Source organism: Pseudomonas sp. SMN11, assembly GCF_052041945.1.
GTDB lineage: Bacteria > Pseudomonadota > Gammaproteobacteria > Pseudomonadales > Pseudomonadaceae > Aquipseudomonas.
In genome coordinates this window covers 75,455-91,388 of sequence record NZ_JBKGGW010000009.1, presented here as the reverse complement: position 1 = coordinate 91,388, position 15,934 = coordinate 75,455, and the positions used below count along the sequence as shown (strand labels likewise).

The following is a 15,934-nucleotide window of genomic DNA, read 5'->3' as shown; positions in this document are numbered from 1 at the left end:
GACTAGGGTGAGGGCAATGCCTTCACACCTCGAATCAGGAGCGTCACCCGTGAGTACTCCCTACAACGTTCAGCAGGCGGCGGTAATCGGCGCCGGCACCATGGGCCGCGGCATCGTCATCAGCCTGGCCCGTGCAGGCCTCGCGGTGCTGTGGTTGGACAACGATCCCAGCGCCACCGAAGTCGGCCTGGCGATGATCGCGCAAACCTGGGCACAGCAGGTGGCCAAGGGCCGTATCGATCAGGCCGAGGCCGACGCTTGCCTGGCGCGGGTGCACCAGGTAACGGCCTATGACGACCTCGCCGAAGCGGACCTGGTGATCGAAGCGGTGTACGAGAGCCTGGCGCTCAAGCAGGCCATCTTCCGTACCCTGGACAGCACGCTCAAGGCCGACGCCATTCTGGCCAGCAACACCTCGGCACTGGACATCGACGCCATCGCGGCCGTCACCCGCCGGCCCGAACAGGTGCTCGGGCTGCATTTCTTCAGCCCGGCGCATGTGATGAAGCTGTTGGAAGTGGTGCGCGGCGAGCGCACTTCGCCTGAGGTACTCGAGGCGGCCCAGGCCCTTGGGCAGTGCATGGGCAAGGAAGTCGTGGTGGCCGGCAACTGCCCGGGCTTTATCGGCAACCGCATGCTCGCCAGCTATGTGGCCGAGGCGCGCAAGCTGCTGCTCGAAGGCGCTACGCCGCGGCAGGTGGATGGGGCGCTGCAGGCGTTCGGCATGGCCATGGGCCCGTTTCGCATGTACGACGTGGTTGGCATCGACCTGGAGTGGCGTGCGCGCCAGCTGGCCGGTAAAGACATGGATGCGCCGTTAGTACAGGTCGACAATGCCCTGTGCGCGCTGGGGCGTTTCGGCCAGAAAAGCGGCCAGGGTTACTACCGTTATGCCCCCGGCAGCCGTGAAGCCGTGCACGACCCCGAGGTCGATGCGTTGGTGCTCAAAGTCGCCCAGGACCTGGGCGTGCACCGGCGCGCGATCGACGACGAGGAAATCCGCGAGCGCTGCCTGCTGGCGCTGGTCAACGAGGGCGCGAAAATTCTCGAGGAAACGGTGGCCAGCTGCAGCGCTGACATCGACCGGGTGTACCTGCATGGCTACGGCTTCCCGCACGAGGTCGGCGGGCCGATGCGCTGGGCTGACCAGCAGGCCCTGGGCTTGCTGCTGGCACGCCTGGAACGCTTGCAGGGCCTGTTCGGCGAGCACTGGCGCCCGGCCGGGTTGCTGATGCGCCTGGTGGCCGAGGGCAAACAGCTGGCCGACGTCCGCGAGGGCCGCGCATGAACTACCGAGCCCCCCAACGTGACATGCACTTCGTGCTGCACGAACTTTTCGATGTGACGGCGCACTGTGCCCGCCTGGGCAATGAGCTGGACCGCGAAACCATCGATGGCATTCTTGAGCAGGGTGCACGCTTTGCCGGCGAAGTGGTTTCGCCGCTCAACCGCCTGGGCGATGAGCAGGGCTGCCGCCTGGAGCAAGGCAGCGTGCGCACACCGGATGGCTTTCGCCAGGCTTACCGGCAGTATGTGGAGCAGGGCTGGGGTGGCATGACCGGCCCGCTGGAACATGATGGCCAGGGCCTGCCGCAAATGGTTTCGGCCTGCTTTCACGAAATGCTGATGGGCGCGTCGCTGTCGTTTCGGATCTATTCCGGCCTGACCGAGGGCGCCGTGCTGGCCTTGCACCGGCATGGCAGCGCAGCGCTCAAGCGCGATTACCTGGGCAAGCTGGTCAGCGGCGAATGGGCCGGCACCATGTGCCTGACCGAGCCGCAGGCCGGTACAGACCTGGCGCTGTTGCGTACCCGTGCCGAGCCGCAGGGCGATGGCAGCTACCGCATCAGCGGTAGCAAGATCTTCATCAGCGGCGGCGACCAGGACCTCACCGACAACATCGTCCACCTGGTGCTGGCGCGCCTGCCGGATGCGCCGGCCGGTGTGCGTGGCATCAGCCTGTTCCTGGTGCCCAAGTTCGAATGCACCGAAGGCGCAGGGCTGGGCCCGCGCAATGCAGTCGAATGCGGCGCGCTCGAGCACAAAATGGGCATCAAGGGCGCGGCGACCTGCGTGATGAATTTCGATGGCGCCCGTGGCTGGCTGGTGGGGGAGGCCAACCAGGGCCTGGCGTGCATGTTCACCATGATGAACGACGCGCGCTTCCAGGTCGGCCTGCAGGGGCTGGGCATCGCCGAGGCGGCCTTCCAGGGTGGCCTGGCCTATGCCCGCGAGCGCTTGCAGTCGCGCAGCCTGGCAGGGCCGGTAGCGCCCGAGCGCAGTGCCGACCCGATCATCTGCCACCCTGACGTGCGGCGCATGCTGCTGACCCAGAAAACCCTCAGCGAAGGTTGCCGCATGCTGGCGGCCTTTGCCGCCCAAGCGCTGGACCTGGAGCACGGCGCTTTGCAGCCTGAAGTGCAGGCGGCTGCCGGGCGCCGGGCAGCGTTGCTGATCCCCATCGTCAAGGCCTTCCTCACCGATGTCGGCCAGGAGACTGCCAGCCTGGGCGTGCAGCTGTACGGCGGGCATGGCTACATCCGCGAATGGGGCATGGAGCAACTGATGCGCGACAGCCGCATCACCCAGCTGTATGAGGGCACCAACGGCATTCAGGCATTGGACCTGATCCGCCGCAAGCTGCTTGGCGACGGCGGCGAGCAGCTGCGCCTGCTGATCGATGAGTTGCTTGAAGCGGCACGTAACTGCCGCGCAGACGCGCTGGCCGGCATGGCCCAGGCGGTTGCCCAGCGCCTGCAGGAATGGCGCAACCTGAGCGCCGAGGTGCTCGACGTCTGCCGCTGCGACCCGCAGGAAATCGGCGCGGTGTCGGTGGATTTTCTCGCCTATTCCGGCTACGTGCTGCTGGCCGCGCTGTGGCTGCGGGCGGCCGAAACCGCCAGCGCGGCCTTGGCCGCAGGCAGCCAGGACAGTGTCTTCTACCAGGCCAAGTTGCAGGCTGCAGCCTTTTACTGGCGGCGGGTGTTGCCGCGCGCGAGTGCCCACTGCGAGGCCGTGCGCGGCGGCGCGCAGTGCCTGATGAGCCTGGATGAAGCGCACTTCGCCTTTTGACCTGGCACGGCTGTTCACCCACAAGAACAAGAGGAACATGAACATGCAGCCTTTCGGTTTTGCCACCACCCCCCATCTACTGTGCGAACCCGGCGCCGCCGGGCGCTTGGCGCAGTTGTGCCAGCATCGCGGCGTACGCCGCGTGCTGATCGTCACCGACCCGGGCATCGTCAACCTGGGCATGCTCGATGACTTGCTGCCAGGGTTCACCCAGGCCCGCCTGAGCGTGGCGATCTTCAGCGAGGTCAGCGCCGACCCCAGCCACGCCTGCGTGCTGTCGGCCGTCGCTCGGGCGCAGCATATCGGCGCCGAGCTGATCGTCGGCTTCGGTGGCGGCAGCTCCATGGATGTCGCCAAGCTGGTGGCGCTCCTGGCGCACCCGGCCTGTGACCAGACCCTGGAGGCGGTCTACGGCATCGACCAGGCCAAAGGCCAGCGCCTGCCGCTGATTCAGGTGCCGACCACCGCCGGGACGGGGTCGGAGGTCACACCCGTGGCCGTGATCACCACCGGCGAGGCGGCCAAGATGGCGGTGATTTCACCCCTGTTGCTGCCCGACCTGGCGTTGCTCGACGCCGAGCGCACCCTCGGTCTGCCCCCGGCGATCACCGCCGCCACGGGGATCGATGCCATGGTCCATGCCATCGAAGCCACCACCAGCCAGTTCAAGCGCAACCCGCTGTCCAGCCTGTTGGCCCGTGAGGCGCTGGCGCTGCTGGCCGGCAACCTCGACCAGGCGGTGCACAACGGCGGCAACCTGGCGGCGCGCCAGGCCATGCTGCTGGGTGCCTGCCTGGCCGGGCAGGCGTTTGCCAACGCGCCGGTGGCGGCGGTGCATGCGCTGGCCTACCCATTGGGGGCGCGTTACCACGTGCCGCATGGGCTGGCCAATGCGCTGGTGCTACCCCACGTGATGCGCTTCAACCGTCGCGAAGCGTTCGCCGACTATGCCGCGCTGGCCCCGGCACTGCTGGGCGACCGGTTGCTGCCTGGCGACCCGCATGAGCTGTGTAACCAGTTCATCGATGAGCTGGAGCAGCTGGCGCCACGCTGCGGCCTGCCCAGCCGGCTGCGAGATGTCGGGGTACCGCGTCACAGCCTGCCATTGCTGGCCGAGGATGCCCTGCAACAGCAACGGTTGCTGGTCAACAACCCGCGCAAGGTTACCCTCGACGACGCATTGGCCCTCTATCAGGCGGCGTTTTGAACATGGCCAGGGAACGCCCGCTGCGCGGCGCCTACCGCCACTTCCAGCCGATCACCACGCGCTGGCATGACAACGACTTGTATGGGCATGTGAACAACGTTGTGTATTACGGGTTTTTCGACAGTGCCGTGAATACCTGGTTGATCGAGCACGCCGGCCTCGATATCCACCACGACCCGGTGGTGGCCTACGTGGCCAGGTCCGCCTGCGACTATTTTGCCGCCGTCGCCTTCCCGCAACGCATCGAGGTGGGCATCGCCGTCGAACGGTTGGGCAACAGTTCGGTGCACTACGCCCTGGCCGTGTTCGTCGAGGGCGAGCCCGAGGCCTGCGCCGCTGGCCGTTTCACCCATGTCTTCGTCGATCGCCGCAACAACCGCCCGGTCACTATTCCCGCGAAATTGCGCAGCGCCTACGAAAGCCTGCTGCCGGTGTAATTGCCGAAGGAGAGCCGTTTCATGCAAGACGCCGTCATCGTATCCACCGCACGCACGCCCATCGCCAAGGCTTGGCGCGGCGCGTTCAACGACCTCACCACACCCAGCATGAGCGCCATTGCCATCCGCGCCGCCGTCGAGCGCGCCGGTGTGGAGCCGGGCGAGGTCGAAGACCTGGTGCTGGGCACCGCCATGCAAAGCGGGACCGCCGCCATCAACCCGGCGCGCTTATCGGCCCTGGCGGCCGGCTTGCCGCAGTCGGTGGCCGGGCAGACCATCGACCGCCAATGCGCCTCAGGACTGATGGCCATCGCCATCGGCGCTCAGCAGATCCGCGGTGAGGGCATGCAGGTGGTGGTTGGGGCTGGGCAGGAGCAGATCAGCCTGGTGCAACAGGCGCACATGCAGGCCGCCAATGCCGCCCAGGACGCCACAGTGCGGCGCCTGTGCGAGCACGCCTACATGCCCATGCTGAACACGGCCGAGCATGTCGCCAAACGCTATGGCATCGATCGCCACGCACAGGACCGTTACGCCTTGCTGTCGCAGCAGCGAACAGCGGCAGCGCAGGAGGCCGGGCTGTTCGCTGATGAGATCGTGCCGGTCACGGCGCAGCGCAGGATCGTGGACAAGGCCACTGGCATCCAGTCCCACGAACGCGTGCACCTGAGCCAGGACGAAGGTAACCGCCCGCAGACCGGACTGGCGGACCTCGAGGCCCTGCAACCGGTGATCGAGGGCGGCTGCGTGACCGCAGGCAATGCCAGCCAGTTGTCCGATGGTGCGAGCGCCTGTGTGCTGATGAGCGGTGCCCGGGCGGCACGCGCGGGCTGTCAGCCGCTGGGGCTTTACCGTGGCATGGCGGTGGTCGGCCTGGCCCCGGAGGAAATGGGCATTGGCCCGGTGCTGGCGATACCGCGCCTGCTGGCGCGCCACGCGTTGCGGGTCGAGGACATCGGGCTGTGGGAGATCAACGAGGCATTCGCCTGTCAGGTGCTCTACTGCGCCGAACACCTGGGCATCGACCCGGCGCGGCTCAACGTCAACGGTGGGGCCATCGCCATCGGCCACCCCTATGGCATGAGCGGTGCGCGCATGGTTGGGCATGCCTTGCTCGAAGGCCGCCGGCGCAAGGTTCGCTATGTGGTGGTGAGCATGTGCGTTGGCGGTGGCATGGGCGCGGCAGGTTTGTTCGAGGTGATCTGAAGCACCGCCATCGGGCCATAACGAACCGGCATGGCATTGATCCGAAGACGCTATTTGTGAGCGTAATCAAACCTCTCTGATACTGCTCGTCACCGACACCGCCGGCCTGGGCGGCCGGCGCGTCCGCGCTGAACCCATCATTTCCCTCTCTAATAAAACAACAAGAGGTTAAGAGTGAGCGCAACCCTTCTATTCTGCCGGCGCCGCGCGCCGTTGGCGGCCTTGTGCTGCCTGCTTGCCACCCCGGTTGCGGGCGTCCAATTCGACGTTGGCCCACTGCAAGGGCGTTTCGACTCTGCCTTGTCGTTCGGTACCGCCGTAAGCACTGCCAACCCCGACAAACAGCAGTTGCAGGCCGCCAATGGCAACGACGGGCGGCGCAACTACCGGTCGGGCGATGTATTTTCGACGATCTTCAAGGGCACCCACGACCTGGAGCTGCGGCGTGATGATGTTGGTGTATTCCTGCGTGGCACCTACTGGTATGACATTGCGCAGCGCGACCACAGCCAGCGAGCAGTCGACATCGACGACCGCAACCGCCAGGTCTCGGCGAAAACCGCTGGTGCGGAGCTGCTCGATGCGTTCGCCTACGCCCTTTACGACATTGACGGTGAGCCCGGTTCGCTGCGCGTGGGCAAACAGGTGGTCAACTGGGGGGAAAGCCTGTTCATCCAGGGCGGACTGAATGTGATCAATCCTTACAACCAGGCCGCGCTGCGCCGGCCAGGCTCGGAGGTGAAAGACGCCCTGGCGCCGGTCAACCTGCTGTATGTCACGCAGAACCTCAACCATGCGCTGTCTTTCGATGCCTTTTACCAGCTGGACTGGGAGCAGACACGGCTGGACAACTGTGCAACGTTCTTCTCCGGCAACGACTTCATGCCCGAGGGCTGCAAAGGTCTGGATGTCGGCGGGCAGATGGTGACCAACCCGGCGGTTTCGCAGGCCCTGGATCCATTCGATGTGACGCTGACGGAGGAGGGCGTGCGTGTGCCCCGGGGGGCCGACCAGGATGCGCGCAACGGCGGCCAATGGGGTTTTTCGCTGCACTGGTACGTTGAGCCACTGGATACGGAGTTCGGCCTGTTCGCCGCCAATTACCACAGCCGCTCGCCCTATCTGGGCACGGTCAGCAGCCGCTATTACGCCAATACGGGCTTTGCCAGGGAACTGTGCGGCAATGTCGGTGTAGCGCTGGCCAATTGCGGCGCCTTTCTGGCATCCAGCAACGGACAAACCCTGGCCGGCGCGCTGCGCATGGGTACCTCGCAGTACCGAGCGCAATACCCCGAGGACATCCGCCTGTACGGGCTTACCTTCGCCACCACCCTGCGCAACGGCACCGCAGTGCAAGGGGAGCTGAGCTACAGGCCGAACATGCCGGTCCAGCTCAATGGCAACGATGTGCTGCAGTCATTGCTCAATGCCCCCGGTCGTAGCCCGCTGAATGCCGATGGCCTGCGTCCTGCGACCGACAACACGCCGTTCGACGGTTACCGGCGCAAGGAGGTGACCCAGGCCCAGGTGTCGGCCGTGCAGGCGTTCAGCCAGGTCATGGGAGCCAACCAGCTGCTGTTGATGGGCGAGGTGGGTGCCACCTATGTCGGCGGGCTGGAGGGTGGGGGCGGCCCGCGCTATGGGCGCTCAGGTGCCTATGGCAATGGTGAACTGGCCGACAACAGCCTGTGCCTGGCGATCTCGAAAAGCCCGGGCGACTGCAACGACAAGGGCTTTGTCACACCCTTTTCATGGGGCTACCGCCTGCGCGCGACCTGGAGCTACCCCAACCTGATCCAAGGCCTGGACATTCGCCCAGGCCTGGCCTGGGCCCATGACGTCAAGGGTTACTCACCGGCGGATAGCTCGGCCTTTAATGAAGGCTCTCGCTCGATCAGCCTGGGCGTGGACGTCAGCCTGGCCAGCCAGTACTGGGCCAGCGTGGCCTATACCGATTACCTCGACGGCGATTACGGCACCCGCGGCGACCGCGATTATGTGGCGTTCAGCGTAGGCGCCAACTTCTAAGGCAACCAAGGAGCAACACCATGTCCAAGCGCAGCATGCACCCTTCATCCGCCAACCTGACTGGTATCGCCCTGGTGCTGGCCGGTGCTCTGACCCCAACCCTGGCGCTCGGTGCTCCGACCGGGCAGGGTGTGATGCAGGGGTTCCCTCCGGCGCCGGAGTTGCGGGTCAATCAGGCCAATGCCTTTCAGCCACCGTACTTGCGCTGGTCGATGCGCCACGCCCGTGAGGTGTCGCCCACCCGTGGCATCGGCCGGGCAGCCACACCGCTGAGCTTGATCGAAGGCCGCGCGGCGGCGCTAGACCAACTAGCCTTCAGCGCCGGTGATCAGCCTTTGACCTTGGCCGGCTACCTGCAGCAAACCAGCACTGACGGGCTGATCGTGCTGCACCAGGGCAAGGTGGTGTACGAGCGTTATCTGGACGGCTTCCAACCCCGCCAGCCCCATATCTGGGCGTCGATGACCAAGTCGGTCACCGGCCTGATCGCTGCCCAGCTGATTGCCGAAGGTGCGTTGGACCCGCAGCGTACGCTGGCGCATTATGTGCCGGAACTGCGCGGCACGCCGTTTGGCGAGGCGACGGTGCAGGCCAACCTGGACATGCAGGTGGCGGTGCAGTACCCCGCGCAGATGCCGCCGGACCTCGGCCTGTTTGCCGCTACCGGCCTGATACCGCGGGGCCAGGGCATGCCAGGGGATATCTACAGCTTTCTTCAGCAGGTGCAGCAGGTCCCGAACCCAGGCGGCAAGGCGCCGTTCTTCTACCAGAACGGTTCGCCAGAAGCGCTGGCCTGGGCGTTGCGGCGCGTCACCGGGCTGAACTGGGCGCAGTTGGTCGAACAGCGGTTGTGGTCACGCTTCGCCGAGGACGATGCCTATGTGCAGGTCGACCCGCTCGGTACCGAAATGGCCAGCGGCGGCATCAGCTGCAATTTGCGCGACACCGCCCGCTTCGCCGAACTGGTGCGCCGCGAACTCGCCCGTAACGCCAAGGGCGACAGCTTCAACCAGGCTGTGCACAGCACGTTCCAGCCTGCGGACCCAGCAGTGTTCGCCCAGGGCAGCCTCGGCCCCGGCCGCCCTGGCTACAGCTACCGCAATTACTGGTACCAGAAAAACGACGGCGACGGTTCGTTCGAGGCCAGCGGGCGCTTCGGGCAGAAAATCTACATAAATCCCCGCCGCGAACTGGTGATCGTCAAGCTCTCAGCCACCGCCGACCAGGCCCGTCGCGCCACGCGTGCTGACGGCGAGGCAAACGCCCCCGCGCGCGTCGTGGACTCGCCGGCTACGTTCAATCGCTTGGTGGGTGCGGTGTTGGCGGCACTGCCGGGTTAATGTGCTAAAGCGCAACGAGTGGCGGGTTTGATCATCCGCACTAGGCCAGTAGCTGCCCTCAGCGAATGGCAGCTGTGGGTCGAGAGCGGCCACTCGCCCTGCAAGGTATGCGCTCCCGTTATCGCGAGGCACCTGGATAAATTGATGTCGAGTGGTGCACCGCAAAAACCTGTACTTCTACCAGGTATCCCTCTCCCAGATCAGCCCCGACGCAAGCACGCACCGGCTTTGGATAGCCCAGCAGCCAGGCGTCGTAAACCTCGTTGACCCGTTCGAAATGGCGGTAATCGGCCAGCCAGATCTGCACGCGGGTCAACTGCTCCTTGCCGACGCTGGCCTCGGCCATCAGCATATCGATGGTGGTCAGCACTTGCCGCAGTTGCCCTTGAACATCCTCGAGTGTGTTGTCGGCCGCCACACCGGCGGTCTCGAATACGCCCCGGTAACTGATCGCCAGGGACATTCTGTTCCCGGATGCTAAACGTGTGATCACAGGTATTAAGCTCCTTCGTCAGCGGCAAAGCACCGGGTAGCGCTATGAGCGTGTCTACCCGGTCAAAGCCACTGAGGTGAATGATGGTGCCCTGAACATCAACCGAGCTGGTTGATGCACACCACTTTGGGCTGGGTCATGTCTTCGTAGGCAAAGCGCACCCCCTCGCGGCCCAGGCTGCCGTATTTGGAACCACCGAAGGGCATGGCATCGAACCGATAGTCAGAGGAGTCGTTGAATATACTCGTTCGGCATCGTGGCGGAATACTTCAGGGCCGAAGGCGTCGGACAGGGGCAGGCATTCAAAGTTGGCATCCGAATGGGTATGCCGAGAGTCCCAGCCCGCTCTGCCCCGCTATCAATAGCTTCACCGGGCATATGGAGATTCGTTCATGTCGCGTCACGAGCGATACCTCGGCATAGGCTGACTGACCCATGCCGAGTTGAGTGCATGTTCAGCGACTGAAGTCGATCACCATGCGGCCTTTGATCTTGCCTTCTTGCATCTCGTCGAAAATCTGATTGATGTCTTCGACCGGGCGTAGGGTCACCTTGGGCACGACCTTGCCTTGCGCGGCGAACTCGAACGCCTCGTGCAAGTCTTGTCGCGTGCCAACCAACGAGCCGACCACTTCGATGCCATCGAGCACCAGCCGTGGAATGTCCAGGCTCATGGCTTCTGGTGGCAAGCCTACCGCGACCAGGCGGCCACCGGCACGCAGGGCATCGACCGCCGAGTTGAACGCCGCTTTGGCCACCGCCGTGACCACCGCAGCGTGGGCGCCGCCGGTTTTCTCCTGGATGATTTTCGCGGCATCCTCGCTACGTGAGTTGATCACCAGATCCGCGCCCATCTCGCTGGCAAAGCGCAGTTGCTCATCGTTGACATCGATAGCAATGACCTTGGCGTTGAACACGTTCTTGGCATACTGCAGGGCCAGGTTACCCAGCCCGCCGAGGCCGTAGATGGCGATCCATTGACCGGGGCGGATGTTGGAGATCTTCACCGCCTTGTAGGTGGTGACACCTGCGCAAGTAATGCTACTGGCGGCGGCAGAGTTCAGCCCATCCGGCACTTTGACCGAGTAATCGGCCACCACGATGCACGACTCGGCCATCCCTCCGTCGACGGTATACCCGGAGTTCTTCACCTCGCGACAAAGCGTCTCGTTACCGCTATTGCAGTACTCGCAGTGGCCGCAGCCTTGGAAGAACCAGGCCACGCTGGCGCGGTCGCCTGGCTTGAGCGAGGTCACGCCGGGGCCGACTTCCTGAACGATACCGATGCCTTCATGGCCGAGGATCACCCCGGTCTTGTCACCGAAATCGCCGTTCTTGACGTGCAGGTCGGTGTGGCAAACGCCGCAGCACTGCATTTTCAGCAGTGCTTCACCGTGTTTGAGCGGGCGCAGGGTTTTGTCCACGACCTCGACACGACGCCCTTGGGCAACAACAGCAGCTTTCATACATGCCTCCGTGTAATGCTGAGTGAGCTTGAGTTATTGCAGGGTCATCATAGCCAATACGCGTGAAGCGTCGGCTGCGAGCACGACCCTGCTCGGGTTTACATCCAGCCCAGCCAGGACCAGTAGGTGCAGGCGAACACCAGCAGCAGCGCATAGCCTATCGCCGTGACCCACAGGCCGACCCGGGCAAACTGGCGCGGGGTGAACGTGTCGGTGCCCAAGCAGACCATGTTCTGCGGGGCGTTGATCGGCAAGATGAAGCCAAAGCTGACCACAAAGCCGAGCAACATGGTCATGCCGATGCGGCTGAAGTCGCCCGGCAGGGTTTGCAGCACGGCGATCAAAATCGGCAGCAGCGCCGAGGTCAGCGCGGTGGCGCTGGCGAACCCCAGGTGGATGAGGATCAGAAAGGCGCCCAGCACCGCGAGCACTCCTAGCGAGCTGAGCTGATCCAGGCCGGTGTGCTGCACCACTTGCGCGCCCAGCCACTGCCCGGCCTGGGTGGTGAGTAAGGTGGTACCCAGGCTGATGCCGACGCCGAACACGATCACCGTGCCCCACGGGATGCGCGCTTGTACATCCTTCCAAGTCATCACGCCAAAGCGTGGTAGCAACAGCACCACCAGGCCGGCGTAGGTGGTGCTCGTTGTATCGAACGGGTGCAGGCGACCTTCAGTGGCCCAGGCCAACAGCAATAGCAGCGAGACCACACCCAGGCGTTTTTGCGCGGCGCTCATCGGCCCCAGCTGGGCCAGGCTCTGGCTGACCCCGGCCATGCCGCCGGGCACGCTGTCACTTTCCGGCGGCAGCAGCTTCAACACCAGCACGATCAGCACCACCGACATGATCAGCGCCCAAGGCGCGCCGGCGATCAGCCAGTCGAGCCACGACACCCGCGCGCCCAGCATCTTGTCCATAAAGCCGATGGTCAGCAGGTTCTGCGCCGCTGCGGTCTGGATACCGACGTTCCATATGCTGGTGCCCTGGGCGACGATGATCATGATTCCTGCAGCGATGTTGGAGCGCGCCGGCACCCCGAATGCGGCGATCACCCCCATCATGATCGGCACCACGCAGGCACTGCGCGCCGTTGCGCTGGGCACCACTAGGCTGAGCAGGACGATGACGATCATCGCCCCTAGCAATACCCGTCGGGTGCTGGCACCGACCTTGGTCAGGGTGACCAGGGCGATGCGTTTGTCCAGCCCGGTATGGGTCATCGCCGCGGCGATGAACAATGCACCGACCACCAGCGCCAACGCCGGGTTGGCAAAGCCCGACAACGCCATCGACACGCCCGCTGAAGAGCCATAGCTCACCGAAAGGTCGGCCAAGGTCGGCGCGGTGCCCAGCAGCACGGCCATCAGCGAGGTGATCATGATCGCGCTGGCTTCGTAGGAAACTGCCTCGGTGATCCACACGATCACGGCAAATACCAGGATCGCTAGCATGCGCTGGCCTGCTACAGGCAAGGTCTCGGGAAACGGCAGGAATAAGACCCCGGCCAACGCCAGGCAGGCGATGATCAGCCCGGGTGGAAAGCGCACAGCATCAGGCGAGTGCTGCTGTGAGGCATGGTCCGTCATGGTTCGCTCACTGGCTGCAATGAAAGTGCTAGGCAGCATAGCGCGGGTTGCGCACGGTAAAACTGCTTGAGGTCATGGGTTGGCTGAGTGGTCAGACTGACGTGCAAGGCTGCGCCTCGTGGAACCGCGGTGCGGAGGAGAAAACGTTTACCCCGTAGAGGATGAGAACTTGATGAGGCGGGCATTACACTGGCGGTTGTGGTGTCGAACTGGGCTTTGCCACTCATCACGTTCCAGGACGACATGGGTATTTTGTTGGCGTTCATGTTCCAGGTGAAAGTGTTCGATACCTTGATTCTCATTTTTGCTGCTGCCGCAGAAGGTTTGGCAGCACTTTCTCGATCACTTGGCGCTCTGTGAGGATGGACCTGTGTAGATTCGCTAACGCTGAGTAAGCCGTAACCACATCAGCGAATGGTTAATCAAAAATCCCCGTAATCTATTATGAGTTAAGATGCTTTTGATGGGGTGAGGTTTCCCCCAGTTAGACATGATTACAAGGCAAGCAATGATATTACAATAAGGGGGGAGATAACGCTCATCGCGTTCATATAGCTCGACGCCAGGGCTCCCGTGGGCCGTAGGTGTTTCACCGTCGCATCGCTCGACAAGACCCGATATATCTAAGCTTTTTACGAAACCCCGAGAAACTCACCCAGCCTTGGGATTTATGGATCTCAGTGGAAGTCAGTCACAAGCTATCGGGATCCCCGAAGAACATTTGGACAGGGCTCTAGAGCGGGATTTCTGGATTACAAAAGCAGAAAGGTACCCCCAGAAATACCCTTCGATACCCTCAGTAAGATACGCGATCGAGAATGGCGATTTCGGCTAGCCATCGATGTGGTATACGGTGGGCATCAGTGCATCTCCAAGGTGCAGTGGCTGGAAACTGGGCGGGCCCGCGCCTGTACTGGAGCGCTCCTGACTAACATCTTCCGTCGACGTGGAACGATACTCAATCGGTAATTGGCCGTTGGGTGGCCAAGTACCTGATTCACCGCACTGACCTGAGCCTTCGCCATAACGTGGTCCGACTGATTCCCAAAACCCGCGCCGCTTCGTCGAGATTGCCCTGGCAGTTGTCCAGGGTTTCCTGCACATGCCGCAGTTGGGCGGCCTTGCCGATGCTGTGCAGGTCCGACTCCCGGGAGGGCCTGGCACGGCTGGTTGGCGCGACACTTTCGCACAGCTCGGGCAGCACCCGCGCCAGATACTGTTCGTTCACGCCATGCTCCCCCAGCAGCTCGCAGGCCGAGAGCATCGCCCGCTCGATCACGTTCTCCAGCTCACGCACATTGCCTGGCCATCCATAACGTGCCAGGTAAGGCAGCAGGGCGCCTGGCACCTCCGCCGCGCCAGGCGGCTGACCCTGGACCAGCAGGCGCTGGCTAATGCCTCGACAGATCAGGGCGATATCCTCGGGGCGCTCGCGCAAGGGCGTGGTCTGTAGGCGCAGGATGTTGAGCCGGTAATACAGGTCGGTACGAAAATCGCCATCTTGTATCGCAGCACTCAGGTCCTGATGGGTGGCGGCGATGATGCGCACATCGATCGCGATCGGCTCGGTGCCGCCCAAACGCAGCACCTCGCGCTCCTGCAGTACCCGCAACAAGCGCGTCTGCAGTGACACGGGCATGTCGCCTATTTCGTCGAGGAACAGCGTGCCACGGTGAGCCACTTCGAACAGGCCGGGCTTGCCGCCCTTGCGCGAGCCGCTGAAGGCGCCTTCCTCATAGCCGAACAGTTCGCTTTCCAGCAGCGACTCGGGGAATGCCGCGCAGTTGATGGCTATGAAGGGGCCCTGCCGGCGCGGGCTTTCGTTATGGATGCCCTGGGCCAGCAGCTCTTTGCCGGTACCGCTTTCACCGGTGATCAGGATGGTTGACTGGCTGGCGGCGAAACGCCTGGCCAGTTGCAGCATTTCGCGGTTGGCCCGGCTGTTGCCGTCAAGCTGCTCGAGGCGGTATCGGGCGGTAAAGGCGCCGGGGCGGCGGGTGGAGCGGATGCGCTGGTCCGCGCGCTGCACGGCGGTGGTGTCCTGGCAGGTCAGGACGAGGCCGGTGCGCTGGCCGTTCTCCAGGATCGGCAGCAGGTTGCTGACCACGGCATGTGAGCCGAGCCGGATCACACGGTTTTCTTCGCCGCCCTGTGCAAACGCCTGCTGCAGGTCCAGTTCCGGGCACAGCTGCTGCAGCGGACGGCCCAGCGCGGCGCTGAGCGGCAAGTCCAGCAGGTGGGCCAGGGCCGGGTTGAGCGACTGCACCACGCCCTGGTTGTCGACCGCCGCCACGCCGGTGGGGATGTGTTGCAGCACGGCGTTCAAGTGCCGGCGCTTGGCGATCTCGATGCGTTGGCTGTCGAGAATGCCCAGGGCCTCTTCGAGCGCCTTGCGCACAGTGTCCTCGCTCAGTGATAGCACGCCGTGCAGGCCTGCCTGTTCCGCCAGTTCCACCACCGTCGATGATCCGATGATGCTGCGACACCCCAGCCGGGCGGCCTGCTCGACTTCTTGGCGCGCCTCTTCCAGGGAGGTGTAGGCGGCCTGGTGAACCTGCACCGTGAACAGTGCGGCCATGGCCTTAAGGCCCTGGTCGATGCGGTTGTAGCTGAGCAGGGCCACTTGCGAGGCATGCTCGCGCGCCTGCCCCAGCGCCCGCAGCAGGTCATCGCCGCCCACGCGCATGGTCAGGACCGGGCGCGCCAGGTGCTTGCGCAGGTAGGCGGCAGTGGCCCCGGCGCAGATGAACACGTCGGCTTCGCCGCGCAATTCCAGTTCGCGGGCGGCTTGCAACGCCTCGGTCACCGAGGTGTCGAGCACTTCGATGTGGGTGTCGGGGTAGTCCGCGGCGAGCGCGACCACCATTTGCGCGAGGCGGCTGCGTTGCCGGGGGCGCTGCAGGTGGCTGATCAGCACGACGACCTGGGAGGTGGGGGAGTGCATGGCGGCGCCTGTTCAGAAATGAAGTGTTTCCATCCTGAACTAATTTGTTTCATGTGTGCAATGCAGCGCTTCGCCAGCCTTTCCAATGAGCCGCTGCAGGCCAGGTGTGACGGGGCCTGCAGATGATCCGTGCAAAGTTGGCCCGGGCGTTGCTC

General features: G+C 64.1%; 12 protein-coding genes and 1 pseudogene. 8 read left to right on the top strand and 5 right to left on the bottom strand.

From position 1 onward, the window contains the following. Positions 1 to 49 precede the first annotated feature (49 nt). From ACLEJU_RS11085 to ACLEJU_RS11055, 7 genes are all read left to right on the top strand, one after another. Positions 50 to 1,288 (top strand): 3-hydroxyacyl-CoA dehydrogenase NAD-binding domain-containing protein, encoded by a 1,239-nt coding sequence (locus ACLEJU_RS11085; protein WP_440776681.1) that lies wholly within the window; start codon positions 50 to 52, stop codon positions 1,286 to 1,288. Further along, positions 1,285 to 3,072, top strand: coding sequence for an acyl-CoA dehydrogenase C-terminal domain-containing protein (locus ACLEJU_RS11080; RefSeq protein WP_435422258.1), 1,788 nt, complete (start codon positions 1,285 to 1,287; stop codon positions 3,070 to 3,072). Before ACLEJU_RS11085 ends, ACLEJU_RS11080 begins: the two co-directional genes overlap by 4 nt. Before the next feature lie 43 nt (positions 3,073 to 3,115). Continuing rightward, positions 3,116 to 4,279 (top strand): iron-containing alcohol dehydrogenase, encoded by a 1,164-nt coding sequence (locus ACLEJU_RS11075; RefSeq protein ID WP_435422313.1) that lies wholly within the window; start codon positions 3,116 to 3,118, stop codon positions 4,277 to 4,279. Positions 4,280 to 4,281: 2 nt separating this feature from the next. Beyond that, on the top strand, positions 4,282 to 4,716 hold the full coding sequence (locus tag ACLEJU_RS11070; protein ID WP_435422259.1) for an acyl-CoA thioesterase: 435 nt from the start codon (positions 4,282 to 4,284) through the stop codon (positions 4,714 to 4,716). A 21-nt stretch (positions 4,717 to 4,737) separates the two neighbouring features. After that, entirely contained in the window at positions 4,738 to 5,922 is a 1,185-nt protein-coding gene (locus ACLEJU_RS11065) for an acetyl-CoA C-acyltransferase (protein ID WP_435422260.1), read from the top strand. A gap of 174 nt (positions 5,923 to 6,096) precedes the next feature. Next, complete coding sequence (locus tag ACLEJU_RS11060; protein ID WP_435422261.1) at positions 6,097 to 7,950, top strand: DUF1302 domain-containing protein; 1,854 nt, start codon at positions 6,097 to 6,099, stop codon at positions 7,948 to 7,950. A gap of 20 nt (positions 7,951 to 7,970) precedes the next feature. Beyond that, the gene (locus tag ACLEJU_RS11055; protein ID WP_435422262.1) at positions 7,971 to 9,290 is read left to right on the top strand and encodes a serine hydrolase domain-containing protein; all 1,320 of its coding nucleotides are present in this window, start codon (positions 7,971 to 7,973) and stop codon (positions 9,288 to 9,290) included. A 118-nt stretch (positions 9,291 to 9,408) separates the two neighbouring features. On the opposite strand, the gene ACLEJU_RS11050 is transcribed toward ACLEJU_RS11055, so the two are convergent. The 4 genes and pseudogenes from ACLEJU_RS11050 to ACLEJU_RS11035 all read right to left on the bottom strand — a co-directional run bounded on the left by ACLEJU_RS11050 (position 9,409) and on the right by ACLEJU_RS11035 (position 12,835). Further along, positions 9,409 to 9,783, bottom strand: a complete 375-nt coding sequence (locus ACLEJU_RS11050; RefSeq protein WP_435422263.1) for a RidA family protein — start codon at positions 9,781 to 9,783, stop codon at positions 9,409 to 9,411. A 98-nt stretch (positions 9,784 to 9,881) separates the two neighbouring features. Then, positions 9,882 to 10,025: pseudogene (locus ACLEJU_RS11045) on the bottom strand (aldehyde dehydrogenase family protein); the annotation flags it as partial. Between the two features lie 213 nt (positions 10,026 to 10,238). Then, the gene (gene adhP / locus ACLEJU_RS11040) at positions 10,239 to 11,249 is read right to left on the bottom strand and encodes an alcohol dehydrogenase AdhP (RefSeq protein ID WP_435422264.1); all 1,011 of its coding nucleotides are present in this window, start codon (positions 11,247 to 11,249) and stop codon (positions 10,239 to 10,241) included. A 98-nt stretch (positions 11,250 to 11,347) separates the two neighbouring features. After that, positions 11,348 to 12,835 (bottom strand): DASS family sodium-coupled anion symporter, encoded by a 1,488-nt coding sequence (locus tag ACLEJU_RS11035; RefSeq protein WP_435422265.1) that lies wholly within the window; start codon positions 12,833 to 12,835, stop codon positions 11,348 to 11,350. Between the two features lie 201 nt (positions 12,836 to 13,036). Here ACLEJU_RS11035 and ACLEJU_RS11030 point away from each other — a divergent pair, with 201 nt between their 5' ends. Beyond that, positions 13,037 to 13,195, top strand: a complete 159-nt coding sequence (locus tag ACLEJU_RS11030) for a hypothetical protein (protein ID WP_435422266.1) — start codon at positions 13,037 to 13,039, stop codon at positions 13,193 to 13,195. A 637-nt stretch (positions 13,196 to 13,832) separates the two neighbouring features. On the opposite strand, the gene prpR is transcribed toward ACLEJU_RS11030, so the two are convergent. Further along, positions 13,833 to 15,779 carry a propionate catabolism operon regulatory protein PrpR gene (gene prpR / locus ACLEJU_RS11025; RefSeq protein WP_435422267.1) on the bottom strand — a complete coding sequence of 649 codons (1,947 nt, stop codon included), beginning with the start codon at positions 15,777 to 15,779 and terminating at the stop codon, positions 13,833 to 13,835. Positions 15,780 to 15,934: the final 155 nt, after the last annotated feature.